The organism is Aequorivita marina (assembly GCF_031631895.2).
GTDB classification, from domain to species: Bacteria; Bacteroidota; Bacteroidia; order Flavobacteriales; family Flavobacteriaceae; genus Aequorivita; species Aequorivita marina.
On record NZ_JAVMBW020000001.1, the window covers coordinates 778,174 to 798,154 of the forward strand.

The window sequence follows — 19,981 nt, forward strand, 5'->3', positions numbered from 1 at the left end:
AAATCAATAACCCATAAATTAAATATGAAACAAAAACTAATAAGCCTTACGGTAATAATCGCCGCGTTAATTACTTCTTGTGGCAATTCACAAAAAGATAATGTAACAGAAGTGGCCTCTAAACCAATTACAAAGGAAACAACGAAAAAGGTATTGTTTGTTTTAACAAGCCATTCTGAATTAGGGAATACAGGCGAGAAAACTGGATTTTGGATAGAGGAATTTGCGGCACCATATTATATATTAAAGGACAATGGTATTGAAATTACAATAGCCTCTCCTAAAGGTGGACAACCGCCAATAGACCCCAGAAGTGAAGCTCCAGCGGCAGAGACTCCAGCAAGCATTAGGTTTAAAAAAGATTCAGAAACACAAGCAATTCTTACAAACACAGTACAATTAAAAACTGTTGATCATACAGATTTTGATGCAGTTTTTTATCCTGGCGGACACGGACCATTATGGGATTTAGTTGAGGATGAAAACTCAATCAATTTAATTGAATCATTTTATAAAAACAATAAAACCATTGCAGCAGTATGTCACGCGCCAGCCGTATTTAAAAACACAAAGGCAACAGATGGTTCCTCTTTAGTAAAGGGCAAAAAAGTTACGGGTTTTAGCAACAGCGAAGAAGACGCTGTACAATTAACCAATGTTGTTCCTTTTTTAGTAGAAGATATGCTAAAAGAAAAGGGTGGTGAATACTCTAAAAAAGAGAATTGGGCTGCTTATGCAGTTGAAGATGGCCTATTAATTACCGGTCAAAACCCTGCATCGTCAGAGCTAGTTGCTGAAAAACTATTAGAAAGATTAAATAAGTAAAAGTTAAGACTTAACATCCATATGAAACTAATTGAAAATTTAAAGTGGCGTTATGCTACTAAAAAAATGAATGGAGAAACCATTCCGAAGGAAAAACTTGATTACATATTAGAAGCAGCAAGATTGGCACCTTCATCGTCTGGCCTTCAACCTTATAAAATATTTGCAATCTCTAACAAAGAGTTATTGCAAAAAATAAAGCCTATAGCTTGGGACCAAAGTCAGATTTTAGATGCGTCACATGTTTTAGTATTTGCTTCTTGGGACGGATATACTTTAGACAGAATTGAATCTGTTTTCAAATATACTCTAGACCAGCGCGGCTTACCCCAAGATACAATGGACGATTATAAAAACAACCTTTGGAGCATGTATAAACCGCTAAGTGCAGATTGGCATGCAAACCACGCTGCCAAACAAGCCTACATTTCATTCGGTCTGGCAATAGCCGCTGCCGCCGAACAAAAAGTTGATGCTACGCCAATGGAAGGATTTAATCCAGAAGATATTGATGAGTTATTAAACCTAAAGGGTCAAGGATTAAAGAGTGCCCTGATTTTAACACTAGGATATCGCGACGAATCGGAAGACTGGTTAGTAAACATGAAAAAAGTGCGTACCCCAAAAGAAGATTTTATAACTGAATTAAGTTAAGTTTATTTAGATGATCAGTTGTACCCCCGAACTACCTATTAATTGTTTTCGGGGGTTTTTTGATTAACTATTTAAATCGCTTTCAATTATTATAGCAGTTATAGACCGCGCTTTAAGCACGACCCTCTGTTTAAGCTATATTGCTATTCAAAAAAGTTGAAATCATAATTATTTCTGATTTTGGCAATCATCAGTGTCCGATTAAAAGAGTGAGAAATTTTGTTGAGTCACAGATAATAGCCAATTAGAATATTTTTTATTTAATGACAGCATGCTATTATACTTAGCATCAAAATTTATCAATTAAAAAGTATGTTTAATCAATTTTATCTAGTTTTCAATCTATTAAAAAGCAAGTCTTACGTCTTATGTCTTTCAGCACAGCGGTCTTATATCTTAGTCGGACACGACTAATTGGCAATTTTTAATTCTGTCTTCCATTTTGAAGGTTCAATTTTAAAAGAGTAATTTTGCAAATCAAAACAAAACCTGCACATGAAAGGAGTTCTCCTAGTAAATCTTGGTTCGCCAGATAGCACAGACCCGAAAGACGTAAAAAAGTATTTGGACGAATTTTTAATGGATCCGCGTGTTATTGACGTTCCTTTTTGGCTTCGGTCTTTTATTGTGCGGGGCATTATTTTAAATACACGCCCTAAAAAATCTGCCGAAGCTTACGAAAAAATTTGGTGGGAAGAAGGTTCGCCCTTAATTGTACTTTCTGAACGACTTCAGGAAAAAATTCAGAAAAAAACAACAGTTCCAATTGCCTTGGCGATGCGCTACGGAAGTTTAACTCTAAAAAAAGGCCTTCAGGAATTGGTGGACCAAGGCGTAGATGAAATTTTGACCATCCCGCTCTACCCACAATTTGCAATGGCAACCACCGAAACCATTGATGTTAAAGTGGAAGAATTGAAAAAGGAGTTCTTTCCGCAGATTGAAATTACCTCTTTACCAGCATTTTATAACAAACCGGAATATATTGAAGTGCTTTCCAAAAGCATTGCCGAAAAACTGGAAGGCGTAGATTACGAACATTTACTGTTTAGTTATCACGGGGTTCCCGAGCGGCATATTTACAAAAGAGATATCACTAAAAGCCATTGTAAAATAGATGGTAGCTGTTGTGTTACTGATTCTCCAGCACATGAATATTGCTACCGTCATCAATGCTTTAAAACCACAGCTCTTGTAGCCGAAAAACTTAATTTAACCCCCGGAACGTATTCTAATTGCTTTCAATCGCGCTTAGGTTTTGACCCATGGCTTAAACCGCCAACCGATAGAACCATAGAGCGATTAGGACTGGAAGGAACAAAGAAAATTGCAGTGGTTACTCCAGCTTTTGTCAGTGATTGCTTGGAAACTTTAGAAGAAATTGCAATGGAAGGCGAAGAAATTTTCCACGAAGCCGGCGGTGAAGAATTCACGGTTATTCCTTGTCTAAATGATCGCGATGATTGGGCAAATGTCTTAGCTGGCTGGATTGATTCTTGGCGCATTGTAGATGTAAAAACTGCGATTGCCTAATTAGTTGGCTATTAACTATTCTTTATTGAACTTCAATTAGGTTTTGGGCCATCAATAGAGGTTACCCATTCATAGTACCTAGCAAATTTCATAAAAAAAGAAATGAAAAATAGATCTGCCGTTTTAGGCACTGAACCCATTGGAAGCTTATTGATTAAACAAGCTGTTCCTGCCTCTATCGGGATCTTGGTTATGTCGCTGAATATCTTGGTGGACACTATTTTTGTAGGAAATTGGATTGGTTCTATTGCAATTGCGGCAATAAACGTTGTTTTACCTGTTTCATTTTTTATTGCAGCCTTAGGAATGGCTATTGGCATTGGAGGCTCTTCAATAATATCAAGAGCTTTAGGGGCTAATAACAAAGCTCGCGCGCTTAAAACCTTTGGCAATCAAATTACACTTACACTACTTCTAACTGTAGTGATGGTAATTTTGGGCTTGTTTTTTATAAACAATCTAATTCCTGCCTTTGGAGGAAAAGGTGAAATTTTTGAACCTGCAAAAATCTATTATCGTATCGTTCTTTACGGAGTTCCCTTACTCGCCTTAAATATAATGGGGAATAACGTTATTCGCGCCGAAGGCAAGCCAAAGTTTGCCATGATTGCTATGATTATTCCCTCCATTGGAAACCTGATTTTAGACTACCTTCTTATTTATGTATTAGATATGGGAATGGCGGGAGCCGCTTGGGCAACAACAATTTCTTATGGGTTGTGCTTTCTCTATGTGCTTTACTTTTTTTTAAGCGGCAAATCTGAGCTTAAAATAGACTTCTCCCACTTCGGGCTAGATCTTTCGGTGCTTAAAGAAATGTCTGCATTGGGCTTTGTTACCCTTGCAAGGCAGGCAGTTGTTAGTGTTACGTATCTTTTAATGAACAATATTCTCTTTAATATGGGTGGGGAATCTTCGGTTGCCTCCTATGGAATTATTGCACGAATGTTGATGTTTGCCCTCTTCCCCGTTCTAGGGGTAACCCAAGGGTTTTTACCCATTGCCGGGTTTAACTACGGCGCAAATAAATATGCACGGGTTCGGGAAAGCATCAATAAGGCCATTCTATATGCCGGAGGATTGGCGCTAATTATTTTTGCCGTTATCATGATATTCCCACAAGCAATCGTTTCGGTGTTTACTGACGATGCCGATATACTTTCAGACACGCCACAGTATATGCGGTGGGTGTTTGCTGCAACACCAATTATCGGGATTCAACTGATTGGTTCTGCATATTTTCAAGCCATTGGGAAAGCCGTACCGGCCTTTTTACTCACCTTGAGTCGCCAAGGTTTTTTCTTTATTCCCTTAATCTTTATTCTGCCGCATTATTTTGGCGAATTGGGCGTTTGGATTTCGTTTCCTGCAGCAGATATACTTTCAACCCTTGTAACCGCTTATTTTTTAAATCGTGAAATAAGGAAAAACTTAAAGAATTAAAGCTGAATTTTTAGTATATTTAATTGCTAATCTTTCAGTTATGAAAAAACTTCTACTTCTTTTCGCTACTTGCTTTTCATTCTTTTCTGCCTATGCCCAACCTGCAGGAATGATTGGTGAAACTTTCAATTTAAAATATATTGAAACGGACAATTTGTTTTTAACCCCAAATGGTGAAAGTCCAAACCTTACTTTTTACCAAATTCCCAATAGCTATGTATTAGATGCTGGCGGCATCTATAATGGCATGTCGGCTGGGGCAAACTTTAGTGGTAATTCTGTGACATTCCATTCCTACAGCGTCACATTACACGATTGTGTAGAGCCCAATTGCTATTATGAAGATCTCTATTTTTATGAAATTTTAACCAACCAATATCTGGAATCTAAAACCTTGACTTATAATTACCAAGAAAGAGACGGCTATAAGTACCTCTCCTTACGGGATGCCGATTATAATTATGCATATTACAGTACAAAACCGGCAGCGGTACCAAATCCTTTATTATTTCAAACTTGGTATTTGTATATGACCGAATTTGACCTTGGTGACCCCGTATATTATTCAGGCCCAAACTCGCCACAGTTTACAATAAATCAAGATTTTACATATACCGGAAGTGAGGGTTGTGCACTAATAAGCGGAGATTTTATTCTGGGGAATGGAGGCGAATTTTATGAGTTTACGCTACAATCACAAAACTATCAACAAGATGAAGACAATTGTCCGCCCGGTCCTGTGGATTATGCACTGCAGGACTTAATGTACCAAGATCCGCTGTTGGGTTGTAATTTTTATACAGACAACGACGGAATCGTGCATTTACAATATGAAACCTACGCAGGGTTTGTCTCCCATTTTTCAAATCAATTATTATCCGTCAATGAGAATAGCTTGTCTGATTTAGTTATTTTTCCGAACCCTACTCAAAATAAATTGATGATTCAATCTGTCATCAAAAATTTCGATTTCGTTTCTATTGCTGATATCAATGGCAGAATCATCCATTCTGAAAAAAATATGGTTTCAAACCTAATTGACGTTTCCGCCTTAAAACCGGGAATGTATTTTATAACTATCACTTCTCCTGAAGGAAATAGCACCAAAAAATTTATCAAGGAATAAAAACACCGCAGCATGAAAAAAGCCCTACTTTTTATATCACTGTTTTTAATTATACAAGTGTCGGCGGCGCAACCTTCAGCTTATTTTGTGGACCATTGGTATTTACACAGTTTCACTTTTAATGATGAAGTTATAACAATAGCTGATTTGGATATTACAGAAGGGCCAACCATGATTATACAAAACGATTATACCCTCCATGGTTTTGGTTTCTGCAATAATTATACTGGCCAATACGAATATATAAATAACGAACCCTTGGGGGTGGACGACAATTTTATACCTAGAAACGCTGTAATAGAAACAGAAAATTGTGGCGATTACGAAGCAATGGAAAACTACTTTTTTATTCCTTTTGTTGAAGAGAAAATTGCTGATATCTATGAAATAAATCTCTCAGGAAATGATAAACAAATCGTGCTTCAATATGATTCTAGCTATGGGTATCAGGTGTATAAAAATTTTCCTGCCCTAGCAATACATGATAATTCAATTAAGGACTGGGTTCTCTTTCCTAATCCCGTTCAAAATAAATTGATGATTCAATCTGTCATCAAAAATTTCGATTTCGTTTCTATTGCTGATATCAATGGCAGAATCATCCATTCTGAAAAAAATATGGTTTCAAACATAATTGACGTTTCCGCCTTAAAACCGGGAATGTATTTTATAACTATCACTTCTCCTGAAGGAAACAGCATGAATAAATTCATAAAAAATTGACTTTATCCACTTAAGAGACCTTCACAGTTATTTTATTAATTAGGTATCTTTGCAGCCTAGGTTTTTAAAACTGAGCTGTAAATGGAGCAATACTACCTCTACATAAAATCACTTCACTTAATATTTGTCGTCACTTGGTTTGCAGGGTTGTTTTATATTGTTCGCTTATTCGTTTACCAAATTGAAGCTTCAGAAAAACCTTCACCAGAGAAGGAAATTTTAGGGAAACAACTTAAAATAATGGCCTCCCGCCTTTGGAATATCATTACATGGCCCAGCATGATTTTGGCGCTTATCTTTGGGTTTTGGCTCCTTGGGATGCGTACATTTTTTCTTACCGATGCGTGGATGCAAGTAAAGCTGGTCTTTGTATTTGCGCTAATTTTCTACCACTTAAAATGTAACCAAATTTTTAAAGCGCTTCAAAAAGGCGTGGTAAAGCATTCTTCGAATTATATGCGTCTTTTTAACGAAGTACCTACCATTATACTTTTTGCCGTTGTTTTTTTGGTTATTTTAAAAGACGGAACCAATTGGATTTACGGCACGGTAGGCATTATTGTGTTTGCAATTTTATTGATGATGGGTTATAAAATCTATAAGCGAATTCGCGAAAGTAAAAGCTAGTCTGAATTCTGAATTAAAACGGACTAATTTTTGCTATCTTTCTTTCCCAAATAGATGTAAGTGTACTTTTACAAAAAATCCCTTCGAACTCGAATTTTTCTATCCATGCTCTTTTTGGTTATTGGAGCGTCGGTGCTTATTGCAATTGTTACCGTTATTCAATATAAAGAAGAAGCGCAGGATTATCATCGCGATCGCTTGTTGCGCAAGGAAGCAGCCATCCGTGAGAACATAAATTACATTTTAAAAACAACTACTTATCCTGTTGAAACAGCACAGATTCCGCTTATTTTTAAAGATAAAATCTATGAGATTAAAGACATCCACAGTCTCGAGATTTTCTTATACGACCTGGACGGAAATCTTTTAAAATCGTCAAAACCTTCTTTTTTTAAGGATACTATTTCTGGTAAAATGCCAGCATACGCTTTAAAGTCTTTACAAAATTCGCCCACAAAAAGTTATATCAAGGAGTTTGAGGAAGGTGGCCAAAAATATCAATCGTCTTATACCTACATCACAGACCAGTATTTTAAACCCTTGGCAATTTTAAATTTGCCCTATATTGAGGACGATGGTTTTATTACCAAAGAACTAACCGAATATCTTTACCGATTGGGTGTAGCCTACTTTTTTATGCTATTGGTAGCCATTGCCCTGGCTTATTTTCTTTCCAAATATATTATCCGATCTTTAAAAGAAATTAGTGAAAAACTAACCGAAACCCGGTTTGACAAACGCAATAAAAAAATTCACCTCAGCGATACGCCTACTGAAATTTCTACCATTGTAAACGCCTACAACGGCATGATTGACGAATTGGAAAACAGTGCCGCCAAACTCGCTGCCAGTGAACGTGAAACAGCTTGGCGCGAAATGGCAAAACAAGTAGCTCACGAAATCAAAAACCCGCTTACTCCAATGCGGCTCACGGTGCAAAGTTTTCAACGTAAATTTGATTGTGACGATCCCGACATTGACACCAAAATGGCAGAATATACCGGTACGCTCTTGCAGCAAATTGACACCTTGAGCTCTATATCATCGGCGTTTTCTACTTATGCAAAAATGCCCGCCCAACAAGATGAAACCCTAGATGTAGTAAAAATTACAAAACTGGCATTAGACATCTTTAATGAAGATTACATATATCTAAGTTTTGAAGAAACAGACATGCGGGCTCGGTTTGATAGAACCCAGCTTATTCGGGTAATTACCAACCTTGTTAAAAACAGTATCCAGTCTATAGACCAGAAAAACCCTGACAAACCCAGAGTTGACGTTTCCATTAAAACGGAGGGTACATTTGTTAGTATTTCGGTTACTGATAATGGCATCGGCGTTCCCGAGGAAAACCGAACCTGTATTTTTGAGCCTCAATTTACAACCAAGAATAGCGGTATGGGGCTTGGCTTAGGAATGGTTAAAAACATTGTTGAAACATACGGCGGGACAATCAAACTAGATTCTTCAGAAGAGAAAACCACTTTTAAAGTGTCGTTTCCAGCAATACTTTAGGGATTTTAGTAGCTTTGTGAAGTTGCCACGAATACACGAATGCCTATTTTAAAATATGCAGGTATTCATAAAATTGATAACCTGTTAACCTGTACTTTTAAGGGAAACAAATACGATGGCTCTTTAGGACTGAGGTTTGTTATTCGTGAATTTGCAGCAAAATCTTATTTATCTTTTAAACAATACTGAAAATGAAATATCAAAACATACGCTCCGAAACGGAAAACAACATTACTACAATCACCATTAACCGGCCATCAAAACTCAATGCCCTAAACCGCGAAACCATTCAAGAATTGCACGATGCTTTTGAAGCTGCCGAAAACTCAGCTGAAACCAAAGTGATAATCGTTACAGGAAGTGGAGAAAAAGCCTTTGTTGCAGGTGCAGACATCAGCGAATTTGCAGATTATTCTGAACAAGAAGGTGCAAACCTCGCTGCTAAAGGCCAAGAATTGCTATTTGATTTTGTGGCAAATCTTTCTACACCCGTAATTGCTGCCGTAAACGGTTTTGCATTGGGCGGCGGATTGGAATTGGCAATGGCAGCGCACTTTCGTATTGCTTCCGACAATGCAAAAATGGGTCTTCCCGAAGTTTCACTTGGGGTTATTCCCGGTTACGGTGGCACACAGCGCTTGCCACAACTTGTTGGTAAAGGCCGCGCGATGGAAATGATTATGACGGCAGGAATGATTGACGCCAGCCAAGCACTTCAATACGGTTTGGTAAATCATGTTACCACGCCAGACGAATTATTGGAGTTTGCTGAAAAAATCGCTTCTAAAATCATGAAGAACTCCTCCGTTGCCATTGCTTCGGCCATTAACGCCATTAATGCAAACTTCGAAGACGGGGTAAATGGTTTTAATGTTGAAATCAAAGAATTTGGAAATTGCTTTGGCACCGAAGATTTTAAAGAAGGTACACAAGCATTTCTTCAAAAGAGAAAAGCTGATTTTCCCGGGAAATAGGTTAAACACAAATTATGAGAATGAAATATATTTTCACATTTCTTATGCTGATTCCCATATTTTCATTTGCCCAAAAAATGGAGTAAAAAGATTTTATAGGAAAATGGAGCGGACAAGATAAAGGTGATATTGGTTTTATCACTTTTGTGAAAGATGGTTTCGCATTTATAGAAATTGGCGGGCAAGTTATTGGGGGAGAAAAATTCATTACTAAAGGTGAAGATGTATCACTAACCTATCATATAAATACCGAGGAAGACCCAATAACAGTGGATTTTGTTCTTACTAATTTAGTTTCAAAAAAAGAACGAAGATTATATTGTATTGCGAAATATTTAGGGCCAAACTCGATGCAATTTGCAATGAACTTTGTCGATTTAAGACCTGAAGATTTTACAGATAAAAATTCAATAATTTTAACCAAAGTTGAATAACATAACCGGAGAAATACAATTTATGATTTTATGAAAAAAATGCTATTTCTTATTATTTTTCTTTTCGGCACAATAGCCCAAGCACAAACAGATTCGCTAAAGGTTGCGGTGAGTGAAATCTTTAAAGATGAAAAGTATAAAACCACGCTTCTTTTCGCGAAAGAAGATGCCAACGGTGATATTTTTGTCGTGAGAAATTACTACTCACGCATTGCCAATCCTAAAGGTTATTACATTGAGCATTTCAACAAGGATTTAAAACTGTTAAAGCGAACCACTGTTGAAATAAACCGCAGTGAAATAAAAGGTTTGTTTTTAACCGAAGATTCTCTGGTTTTGTTGCAGTTTCAATACAACTATAAGGCAAAGGAATACGCTTTTTCTACTTTGACTTCCTCCAAAGAAGATTTTGAATTTACCAAAAATGAAATCTATGCATTAGACAGAACTCGTCTTAATAAATACGATCATTTTGGTATTCGCAGCGAGCCTGAATATAATTTGCTGCATAATTTTAATTTCGGCGATATTGCAGAATCTGAAAGCGGAGAGTTTCTTGCTCTAAATCTTCTCACCAAAACAACGGAAGGTAGTGCGCTGCTCGTAATTACTTTCAATAAAAAATTTGAAAAGATTTACGAATACGAATTTGAAAGCTTAATAGCTATAAAAGAAACTGCTAATAAAAAATTGCAATTAGAATACCTAAATATGGTGGTGGACAACAAGGGCACTGTCTATTTTTTGGGAAGAGTTTTTAATAACGGCGACATAATTTTAGAAAAGAAAAACGCTCCAAATTATTATTTTATTCTCTTTTCAGCTGATTCCGTTTCGAAAAAACAACAACTCATTTCAATTGAAAGCAACAATATAATTCGTTCACTTCAATTGGTAAATAAAGTAGATAAGCTTGCCGCAGTAGGCCTTTACACTGACCCATCAACCACAGGTTTTTTCGACAACTCTATTGGATATAGTGGCGTTGTGCGATTTAACTTAGAGTCAAAATCTCTCTTAACATCCTCAGAATCCTTTCAGCCATTTTCCGAAGAGTTTATGATGGAAAAATATGGGAAGGTAAAAGAAAAAGTAAAATCTTTTCTCACTTATAGAAGCACATTTATGTTAGAAAATGGCGATGTAATTATTAATGCCGAAGAATTTGAGAGGATTATAACCAATTATGGGAGGGCAGCAGAACAAATTTATAAAGACATTATAAGTTGTAGGATAAATAGTAATGGCGAATTGATTTGGGCGAAAAACATTAACAAAAAACAAAGTGCTTGGTCGCTAGATAATATTCCTTTTCTTTCCTATGCTTCTACCGTTAAAAATGGTGTTTCCTACTATTTGGTCAACGCTAATGAAGAGTTGAAAGAATTAAAAAATGACCGCATTAAATTGACAGATGGCTCTAAGCTATATGTCCTCAAAGTTCTTAAGAATGGTGATATCAGCTATAGCACACCATTATACTCGAATATATTCAACGCACAGCTTGAAGTTCGTTTTGATGTTTTGATAAATGATTCGGATCTTTTAATGCAAGCAGAAAGCAATAAAAAACCAATGTTGGTTAAAGTCTATTTTTAACTCCAAATTGTTAGGCTTAAAGATGGAAAGCTTTCATTAAGATACTTAACTTTATAGTTTTATTCCCTAAAATTCTATTGTAAACGATTATGAAAAATCACTTCCTAATATTCATCATTTTTTTATTGACCTTTTCTGTTACAGCCCAAGAAAAAGCAGAACCTTGGTTTAAAGATGGCGAAGCACAAATTGTCCCAGCTTTTGAAAACCCCAACGACTGGATTCGTACAGATTTATGGGTGGAAACCACTTTTGACACCGACGGCGACGGGAAACCAGACCGCATGCACGTGGATGTTACCAGACCCAAACAAACCGATACCGATAGCTTAAAATTACCCGTGGTTTATGAAACAAGCCCTTATTTTGCTGGGGTTGCACCCATAACCGAAGGCTCTTTTCACGATGTATATCGCGAACTTGGCGCACCAGAACGGGAATTAACGCATCCTTCGGTAGAAAGAAAAGGCGAACGGCCCATTATTTCAAATACGCAAATCCATACTTGGGTGCCGCGGGGTTATATTGTAGTACACTCCTCCTCGCCAGGAACAGGACTTTCAGATGGATCGCCAACTATTGGCGGGCAGAATGAATCTTTAGCTCCAAAAGCGGTAATAGATTGGCTCAACGGCCGCGCAAAAGGCTACACCACGCCAGATGGAAACGAAGAAGTTAAAGCCTATTGGGCCACCGGAAAAGTAGGAATGACGGGAACCTCCTACAACGGTACGCTTCCGTTAGCAGCTGCAACTACCGGTGTTGAAGGTTTAGAAGCCATTATTCCCATTGCCCCAAATACTTCGTATTACAATTATTACCGCTCCAACGGTCTAGTGCGCTCTCCCGGTGGATATCTAGGCGAAGATATGGATGTGCTTTACGATTTTATCCATACGGGTGGCGATGAAGTGAAAAAAGCCTATGGCGATTCAATCTACCGCGATGGCGAAATGAAACATGGCATAGACCGTATAACCGGCGATTATAATGACTTTTGGGCAGGCCGTGAGTATATGAATGCAATTGAACCCATGAAAGCCGCCTTGTTTATGGCACACGGGTTTAACGACTGGAACGTAATGCCAGACCACAGTTACCGAATTTATAAGAAAGCGGAGGAAATGGGACTTCCTGTAAAAATCTATTACCATCAAAAAGGACATGGCGGACCGCCACCATTATCGATGATGAACAAATGGTTTACAAAATATCTTTTCGGAATTGAGAACGATATCGAAAAAGGTCCAAAAGCATGGATTGTTAGGGAAGCTGATGAAAATGATAATCCTACGCCATACGCCAATTATCCACATCCGGATGCCGAAAAAGTTAGGCTTCACTTACAAGCTTCATCTAAAAACGAAGGCTCCTTAGCTCTTAAAAAAGATAAAAAACAAGGCACACAAACCTTGATTGATGATTATAATTTCTCTGGCGATTCGCTTGCGCAACTTGAAACTTCAAAACACCGATTACTTTTTGTTACACCAGTTTTAAAAGAAGATTTGCATCTTTCGGGTCTTTCAACCTTAAAAATAAAGTTAGCAAGTAGCAAACCAGCTGCAAATCTTTCGGTTTGGATGGTTTCCTTGCCTTGGAATACGTATCCAGATGCTAAAATAACGGACAACATCATTACAAGAGGCTGGGCAGATCCGCAGAATTATAAATCGCTTACCGAAAGTGAGCCTTTAAAGCCCGGTAAGTTTTATGAAATGTCTTTCGATCTTATCCCGGACGATCAAATAATTCCTGCCGGACAGCAAATAGGCTTAATGATTTTTTCCAGCGACAACAAATTTACCTTATTGCCAGAACCCGGAACTGTTTTAACTGTTGACCTTGACGAAACAACTATTGAAATTCCTGTTGTGGGAGGAAAGAAAGCTATCAATAAGGCCTTTAAGAATTAGGGTTATTTCCTAAATAAAAAGGATTATTTCCAATTAATTAATAACTTTGAAGAAACCCAATCTTCAAAGTTTTTTATGTCTGGTAAATCTCCAAAAGGCCGTGGCGCCCAGAAAAATGTGCATAACCGTTTCTTCGAAAATCAACACGAAGTGCTGGATGAATATTTAAATTTCTGCGAAACGGAAGGCGAAGAAGCAGATACCAACAAAACAAAGTACATTGAGGTATTTCCAAAAACCTTTGTAAACAAAGTCACTAGTCCAGATGTTGGCATGGGCTATTCTGCAAATCCGTACCAAGGTTGCGAACACGGTTGTGTATATTGCTACGCCCGAAACACCCACGAATATTGGGGTTATGGCGCAGGTCTGGATTTTGAACGAACTATTCTTTTTAAAAGAAATGCACCGCAACTTCTTGAAGAAAAAATAACTTCGCGGAATTGGCAGGGAGAAACTATCGTTTTTTCAGGTAATACAGATTGCTATCAGCCACTGGAGCGCAAAATGCAAATTACCCGGAAATGTCTTGAGGTAATGCTGAAGTGGAAGCACCCAACCGGTATTATCACGAAAAATTCATTGATACTTCGCGATTTGGATATTCTAAAAGAGATGGCCAAATTGAATATTATTTCGGTAAACCTCTCAATTACTTCCCTATCTGAAGATACGCGGAGGTTACTAGAGCCACGCACGGCAAGCATCAAACAACGCCTTAAAACTGTTGAAACACTTGCAGCAAACAACATTCCAGTTCGGGTGATGATGGCTCCTATTATTCCGTCATTAAACAGTCACGAAATCCTTCCCTTGGTAAAAAAGGTAGCGGAACTTGGCGCATGGGATGTTAATTATACCATGGTAAGATTAAACGGCCAGATTGCAGAAATTTTTAAAGATTGGGCCCATAAAACCATTCCAGACCGCGCGGACCGGGTCTTAAACCAAATAGCAGAATGCCACGGTGGCAACCTCAACGACAGTAATTTCGGCAGAAGAATACGTGGTGAAGGAACTATCAGTGAACAAGTAAAAAATACGATGGCCATTGCGAAAAAAAGATATTTGGCAGATCGTAAATATGGAGGCTTAGATGCTTCTCATTTTCTTCAAATAAAAAATCCGCAACTAAAACTATTCTAAATTTCTCTGTATTATCTTTGCAATGGTTCACATAAATTAATACTCCAATCTATTTATATTTCAAAAATATTGTTTTTACTGAAATTCAAAATTCCCTATTGTTTTCAGCAAAAAAACAGACCCATTTTTAAATACACTGGAGAGAAAAGGAAAATAACATATGGTTTCTGTAAATTGTATGCACTAACTTCACAAGTAGAGAAGAATATGACGCCCAATGATTTATAAAATCAAAAAACTGATCGTTGGCTTTTTAAAATTTAAAAGAGCCTTTGTAAACTATCCGTTTAGGAAGTTTAACCTTGTAGAAATACTTTTAATCTACATCAGGGAACGGGTTACGCGTATTCAATTCCTTATTCTATCGGGTATTCTCGTAGGGCTAACCGCCGGATTGGCTGGCGTTTTACTAAAAGTCCTGGTCCATCACATTCAAGCTTTTGTAAATAACGATGTACCACTAACCGAGCGGCTGTTTGTATTTGCTATATTTCCACTACTGGGAATTGTACTGACCTCATTAATTGTAAAATATCTTTTTAAGAGTGATGAAGACAAAGAGCTTTCTTTTATTTTAAAAGATATTTCAAAAAACGGCAGCAAGGTAAAAAAGAATAAAATGTACTCCCAGATAATCCAAAGTGCCGTAACGGTTGGGTTTGGAGGTTCTGTGGGTCTAGAAACACCTATTGCAGTAACAGGGTCGGCAATTGGGTCTAACTATGCCCAACGCTACAGTCTGGGTTTTAAAGAGCGCACCTTGCTTCTCGCTTCGGGAGCTGCTGCAGGTATTGCTGCTGCATTTGACGCCCCAATTGCAGGTGTAATGTTTGCTTTTGAAATTATACTTACCGGTCTTGTTTTTACCGATTTTATCCCTTTGGTAATTGCAGCCATTTGCGGAAGTTTACTGTCAACAATCATCTTAAAAGAAGACGTACTTTTCAACTTACAAGCACGTGAGGTTTTTAACTACGCAAATACATTTTATTTTCTCGGGCTCGGCCTTCTTACTGGTTTATACGCACGATATTTTTTAGTGGTGGGACAAAAAGTGCATCGTTTTTTTGAACGTTTTAAAAGCAAAATCCTGCTTCGGGCCATTATCGGCGGATCCATGCTTTCTTTGCTGTGCGTTGTCTTCCCGCCTCTTTTTGGAGAAGGATATTTAAACATTCGCCTTCTACATCAAGGTGATGTAGAACACCTTATTCAGGAAAGTCTCTTTGGCTATTTAGGAACTTCAGAAATAATAATAGTTGCCTTTTTAGGATTGACCATTTTAATGAAGGCATTTGCTACCAGTATTACGCTTAGCTCGGGGGGAAATGGAGGGAATTTTGCCCCATCTTTGGTTGCAGGCGGACTATTGGGTTATTTATTCGGGTTTTTTTTAGAAATGGCGGGAGTGCCAAATGTACCAATCACCAATTTGATGTTGGTGGGTATGGCAGGAGTAATGTCTGGCGCTATGTATGCACCCTTGACTGGAATATTTCTTATTGCAGAAACAAGTAGTGGTTACGATCTGTTTATTCCACTTATGATAGTCTCTGTAATGGCTTACGCAATAAACCGTTTTTTTTCAACCATAAACCCAGTGTACCAAAAGCTTGCCGACTCCGGCGAAATTTTTACTACCAGGCAGGATCAGAACATTCTATCGCATATTGACCTTAGGGATTGTTTAAATACTTCGTCATTGATTATTTACACCACGGACAGTATGGAAGAGGTAATGCGAAAGTTTAGAAACAGCAATCAAAATACCATGGCAGTGGTAGATGCCGAAAATAAGTTCTGGGGAATTTTAAATCGGGAGCGGCTTAGGCCTTTTCTGCTCGGGAAAGAATCCACAACCGAAACCAGTGTAAGCCAACTGGCTTCTAACCCTTCATTTATTGTTTCTGACACCGATTCGGTTATGAAAATTATCAAAATGTTTGATGAGGCCGACGTATGGCAATTGCCAATGCTGGACGAGGAACGCAAGTTTAAGGGGTTTGTAAGCCGTTCAGCAATTCTGAATAATTATAGACAACTTCTAAGGGAGTATTCGGAATAAAATACGGGATTCAGGACTGAAGGGAAGCGCGATAGTCTTGGGTTCTAGGCTGTAATTTTAGTATCATTTATAGCACGAGTAATAAAACAAAGCTATAAGACGAATTCAAGCGGTAAAATTTAGTTCTATTTCGATTATTGTGAGTAACGCAAATTACATGCATCATCCCTGCTCGCGAGCAGTCTAGATCTCAATATCTCTCGACGACCCTCGAGGATCGGCTCAACATAACCTAGCCCCTAAAATTTACTTATGGAATTCCTCTAAACGTAACAATTTACCTGTTTGTAACACTAATCTTTTAAAACCCTTCAAATATGACCACACTACTAAAATTATCACTCGCCCTCACCCTGATTTTCCTAACGGGATCTATACAGGCTCAAGAATTAAACGGATCCTACAGCGGCACTCTAGAAGTTCAGGGAATGGAACTAGAGCTTATTATCAACATTACACCAGCTGATGATGGTTATAGCGCAACGCTAGATGTTCCCGCGCAAGGAGCAAGTGGAATAGCGCTCGATTCTGTAGTTTTGCAGGATAAACAAGTTACTATTAGCTCGGCCAAAATGCAGCTTTCCTACGTCGGGACCCTTTCTGGCGATACCATTGAAGGCACCTACGAGCAAATGGGGCAAAAATATCCATTGACTTTGAAGAAAACAGTAAAAACAAAACCCGGAAATACCACCTTGCCATCCAGTGATGAAGAACTCGCCAAACTTGCAGCAAAAGCGGAAGGCGACTTTAAATATTCGGTAGAAGATTATTTTAAAACGCCTGAATCTTTTTCGTTTAAGCTTTCGCCAGATGGCAAGTATATAAGCTATATGAAACGTAGGGAAACCGGAGAGCGTGATGTATATCTAAAAAATACTAAAACCCAACAGGAATCTTTGCTTATAAAGCAGGGAGAAGACCTTATTAGAGGATATTTCTGGGCGAATGATGGCCGAATTCTTTATTTGCAAGACAAAGGCGGTAATGAAAACTATCACTTATTTGGAGTTGATGTTGATGGTTCAAACAAAAAGGAACTGACCCCTTTTGATGGTGTGCGAGTGGGCGTTCTGGAAATGGTAAAAGATGATGAAGACCATATCATCGTCCAAATGAACAAGGATAATTTGCAACAAGAAGAACCTTATCGCTTAAATATCAATACAGGCGAAGCGACCAAGTTATATACAGTAGAGGCTGATAGCGCGCCAGTGGCTGGTTATGCCTTTGACCAGAAAGGGAATCTTCGCGGAATAGGAAAAATAGTTGATGGCGTAAACATCGAGATGCTTTATAAAATTGATGGTGAATTTAAAACCATAATGGTAACCGAATTTGGTGATAGCTTTGATATTAATGCTTTTAATCCAAATTCAGAAAACCCTGATGACGCCTATGTACTTTCTAATCTGGAAAGTGATAAAATCGAAATTCAACGCTACGATCTTAAAGAGAACAAAAAGATTGAAACACTTTATAAAAATGACAATTTTGATCTTTCGGGGCTTTCCCTTTCCAGAAAACGCAACTACGAAATAGATTTTTATTATTACCAAGGTGAAAAAACGGAAGTCGTTCCGGTGAGCGAAACCTATAAGAAAATATACGCCCGTCTTAAAAAGGAATTTGGCGACCAGCAGTTTTTTACTCAAGGAAAAACCGACGATGAATCCAAGTATTTGGTAATGCTTACAAGCGACAAAATAGTTGGGGAGTATTATCTATACGATGTAGAAAAAGACACGGTTACCCTGCTTCACAAATTGCTGCCAAACCTAAAAGCGGCAGATATGGCTACAATGAAGCCAATCACTTTTGAGAGTAGAGATGGATTAACACTTCACGGGTATATTACGTTGCCACAAGGCTATAAAAAAGGACAAAAGCTGCCTTTAATCGTAAACCCACACGGCGGGCCACAAGGCGTTCGTGATGGTTGGGGCTTTAATCCAGAAGGTCAATTATTTGCAAGTCGTGGATATGCAACCCTACAGGTTAACTTTAGAATCTCTGGCGGTTATGGAAAAAAATTCCTAAAAGCAGGTTTTGGCCAGATTGGTAGAAAAGCAATGGACGATGTAGAAGATGGAATTGCCTACGTAATAAATGAAGGCTGGGTTGATAAAGATAAAGTTGCCATTTATGGCGGTAGTCACGGCGGTTACGCAGTTTTACGCGGAATGACCAAAACTCCAGAGCTCTATGCCTGTGGTGTTGACTACGTTGGGGTGAGTAACCTAAACACATTTATGGAAACAATTCCACCGTATTGGGAAAAATATCGTCAGCTACTTTACAAAATTTGGTACAACCCTGAAATTCCAGAAGAAAAAGCTATTATGGACGAAATATCGCCAGCTTTACACGTTGATAAAATCAAGAAACCCTTGTTTGTAGTTCAAGGTGCAAACGATCCGCGTGTAAATATTGATGAAGCAGACCAAATAGTAGAAACGCTAAGAAGTAAAGGTGTTAACGTGCCATATATGGTGAAGTATGACGAGGGTCACGGCTTTGGAAAAGAGGAAAACAGATTAGAGTTTTATGCAGCCATGATGGGCTTTTTTGCAGAGTACCTAAAATAGATGTGAGACGTGAGTATTGAGACGTTAGACTAAAAAAACCTATTGAGATTTGATTCTTGATAGGTTTTTATCTGTGAACCTCTGTGGCTCTGTGGTGAAAAAATACCACGGAGGCACAGAGCGTACGGAGTTATTTTTCTCCATTCCATTCTGCATAAAATTGCGCTAGAAACAATTCCATAAATCGATGGCGCTCCTCAGCAATTTTTCTTCCAGTTTCAGTATTCATTTTATCTTTTAGAAGCAATAATTTTTCATAAAAATGATTGATTGTAGGCGCATCTGAAGCTTTATATTCTGAAGGAGTCATCTTTAAATTTGGAGCGATTTCGGGATCGTAGAGCTTCCTATTTTTGAAACCGCCATAATTAAAAGCACGGGTAATCCCGATGGCGCCAATTGCATCCAATCTGTCTGCATCCTGAACCACTTTCAATTCTTTCGATGTAAAGTTTTGAGTTTTGTTTCCACCGCTAAAAGAAACATTTTCAATGATTTTTATGACATGTTCGATTATTTCTTCAGAAATATTCTGAGTTTTCAAAAACAGTCGTGCTTTTCTAGGGCCAACAGTTTCATCGCCATCGTGAAATTTTGAATCGGCAATATCATGGAGCAAGGCTCCCAAAGCGACAACAGTTTTATCAACGGGTTCACCTTCCGAAATAAGCAAAGCATTTTTATAAACGCGTTCTATATGAAACCAATCGTGCCCACCTTCGGCATCTTTTAATTCGTTTTTTACGAAGTTGATTGTTTTCTGAATAATTTCTTCCGAAGAAAATAAAGTCATAATTTATTGGTCTTTTA

Annotated in this window: 16 protein-coding genes; 15 read left to right on the plus strand and 1 reads right to left on the minus strand. The window is 38.0% G+C overall.

The annotated features are described in order from the left end of the window. Positions 1-24 precede the first annotated feature (24 nt). From QPK98_RS03535 to QPK98_RS03605, 15 genes are all read left to right on the plus strand, one after another. A complete protein-coding gene (locus tag QPK98_RS03535) occupies positions 25-825 on the plus strand; it encodes a type 1 glutamine amidotransferase domain-containing protein (protein WP_310991627.1) in 801 nt (266 codons plus the stop codon). Between the two features lie 21 nt (positions 826-846). Next, on the plus strand, positions 847-1,479 hold the full coding sequence (locus QPK98_RS03540) for an NAD(P)H-dependent oxidoreductase (RefSeq protein WP_310991628.1): 633 nt from the start codon (positions 847-849) through the stop codon (positions 1,477-1,479). A gap of 495 nt (positions 1,480-1,974) precedes the next feature. Beyond that, positions 1,975-3,012 (plus strand): ferrochelatase, encoded by a 1,038-nt coding sequence (hemH, locus tag QPK98_RS03545; RefSeq protein WP_310991629.1) that lies wholly within the window; start codon positions 1,975-1,977, stop codon positions 3,010-3,012. A gap of 102 nt (positions 3,013-3,114) precedes the next feature. Then, positions 3,115-4,455, plus strand: coding sequence for an MATE family efflux transporter (locus QPK98_RS03550; RefSeq protein WP_310991630.1), 1,341 nt, complete (start codon positions 3,115-3,117; stop codon positions 4,453-4,455). A gap of 40 nt (positions 4,456-4,495) precedes the next feature. After that, the gene (locus QPK98_RS03555) at positions 4,496-5,581 is read left to right on the plus strand and encodes a T9SS type A sorting domain-containing protein (protein ID WP_310991631.1); all 1,086 of its coding nucleotides are present in this window, start codon (positions 4,496-4,498) and stop codon (positions 5,579-5,581) included. Positions 5,582-5,593: 12 nt separating this feature from the next. Further along, complete coding sequence (locus QPK98_RS03560) at positions 5,594-6,304, plus strand: T9SS type A sorting domain-containing protein (protein ID WP_310991632.1); 711 nt, start codon at positions 5,594-5,596, stop codon at positions 6,302-6,304. Between the two features lie 81 nt (positions 6,305-6,385). Further along, positions 6,386-6,931 carry a CopD family protein gene (locus tag QPK98_RS03565; protein ID WP_310991633.1) on the plus strand — a complete coding sequence of 182 codons (546 nt, stop codon included), beginning with the start codon at positions 6,386-6,388 and terminating at the stop codon, positions 6,929-6,931. Between the two features lie 105 nt (positions 6,932-7,036). Further along, positions 7,037-8,449 (plus strand): sensor histidine kinase, encoded by a 1,413-nt coding sequence (locus QPK98_RS03570; RefSeq protein ID WP_435373086.1) that lies wholly within the window; start codon positions 7,037-7,039, stop codon positions 8,447-8,449. Between the two features lie 191 nt (positions 8,450-8,640). Next, positions 8,641-9,423 (plus strand): enoyl-CoA hydratase/isomerase family protein, encoded by a 783-nt coding sequence (locus QPK98_RS03575; protein WP_310991635.1) that lies wholly within the window; start codon positions 8,641-8,643, stop codon positions 9,421-9,423. A gap of 146 nt (positions 9,424-9,569) precedes the next feature. Beyond that, positions 9,570-9,857 (plus strand): hypothetical protein, encoded by a 288-nt coding sequence (locus tag QPK98_RS03580; RefSeq protein ID WP_310991636.1) that lies wholly within the window; start codon positions 9,570-9,572, stop codon positions 9,855-9,857. A gap of 30 nt (positions 9,858-9,887) precedes the next feature. Continuing rightward, positions 9,888-11,456 carry a hypothetical protein gene (locus tag QPK98_RS03585; protein WP_310991637.1) on the plus strand — a complete coding sequence of 523 codons (1,569 nt, stop codon included), beginning with the start codon at positions 9,888-9,890 and terminating at the stop codon, positions 11,454-11,456. A gap of 89 nt (positions 11,457-11,545) precedes the next feature. Next, entirely contained in the window at positions 11,546-13,372 is a 1,827-nt protein-coding gene (locus QPK98_RS03590; protein ID WP_310991639.1) for a Xaa-Pro dipeptidyl-peptidase, read from the plus strand. A gap of 75 nt (positions 13,373-13,447) precedes the next feature. Beyond that, complete coding sequence (locus QPK98_RS03595) at positions 13,448-14,518, plus strand: PA0069 family radical SAM protein (RefSeq protein WP_310991640.1); 1,071 nt, start codon at positions 13,448-13,450, stop codon at positions 14,516-14,518. A 217-nt stretch (positions 14,519-14,735) separates the two neighbouring features. Then, positions 14,736-16,583 carry a chloride channel protein gene (locus tag QPK98_RS03600; RefSeq protein ID WP_310991641.1) on the plus strand — a complete coding sequence of 616 codons (1,848 nt, stop codon included), beginning with the start codon at positions 14,736-14,738 and terminating at the stop codon, positions 16,581-16,583. Positions 16,584-16,900: 317 nt separating this feature from the next. Further along, positions 16,901-19,171 (plus strand): S9 family peptidase, encoded by a 2,271-nt coding sequence (locus tag QPK98_RS03605; RefSeq protein WP_310991642.1) that lies wholly within the window; start codon positions 16,901-16,903, stop codon positions 19,169-19,171. 130 nt (positions 19,172-19,301) lie between these two features. Here the strand turns inward: QPK98_RS03605 and QPK98_RS03610 are convergent, their stop codons facing one another. Beyond that, positions 19,302-19,964 carry an HD domain-containing protein gene (locus tag QPK98_RS03610; RefSeq protein ID WP_310991643.1) on the minus strand — a complete coding sequence of 221 codons (663 nt, stop codon included), beginning with the start codon at positions 19,962-19,964 and terminating at the stop codon, positions 19,302-19,304. Positions 19,965-19,981: the final 17 nt, after the last annotated feature.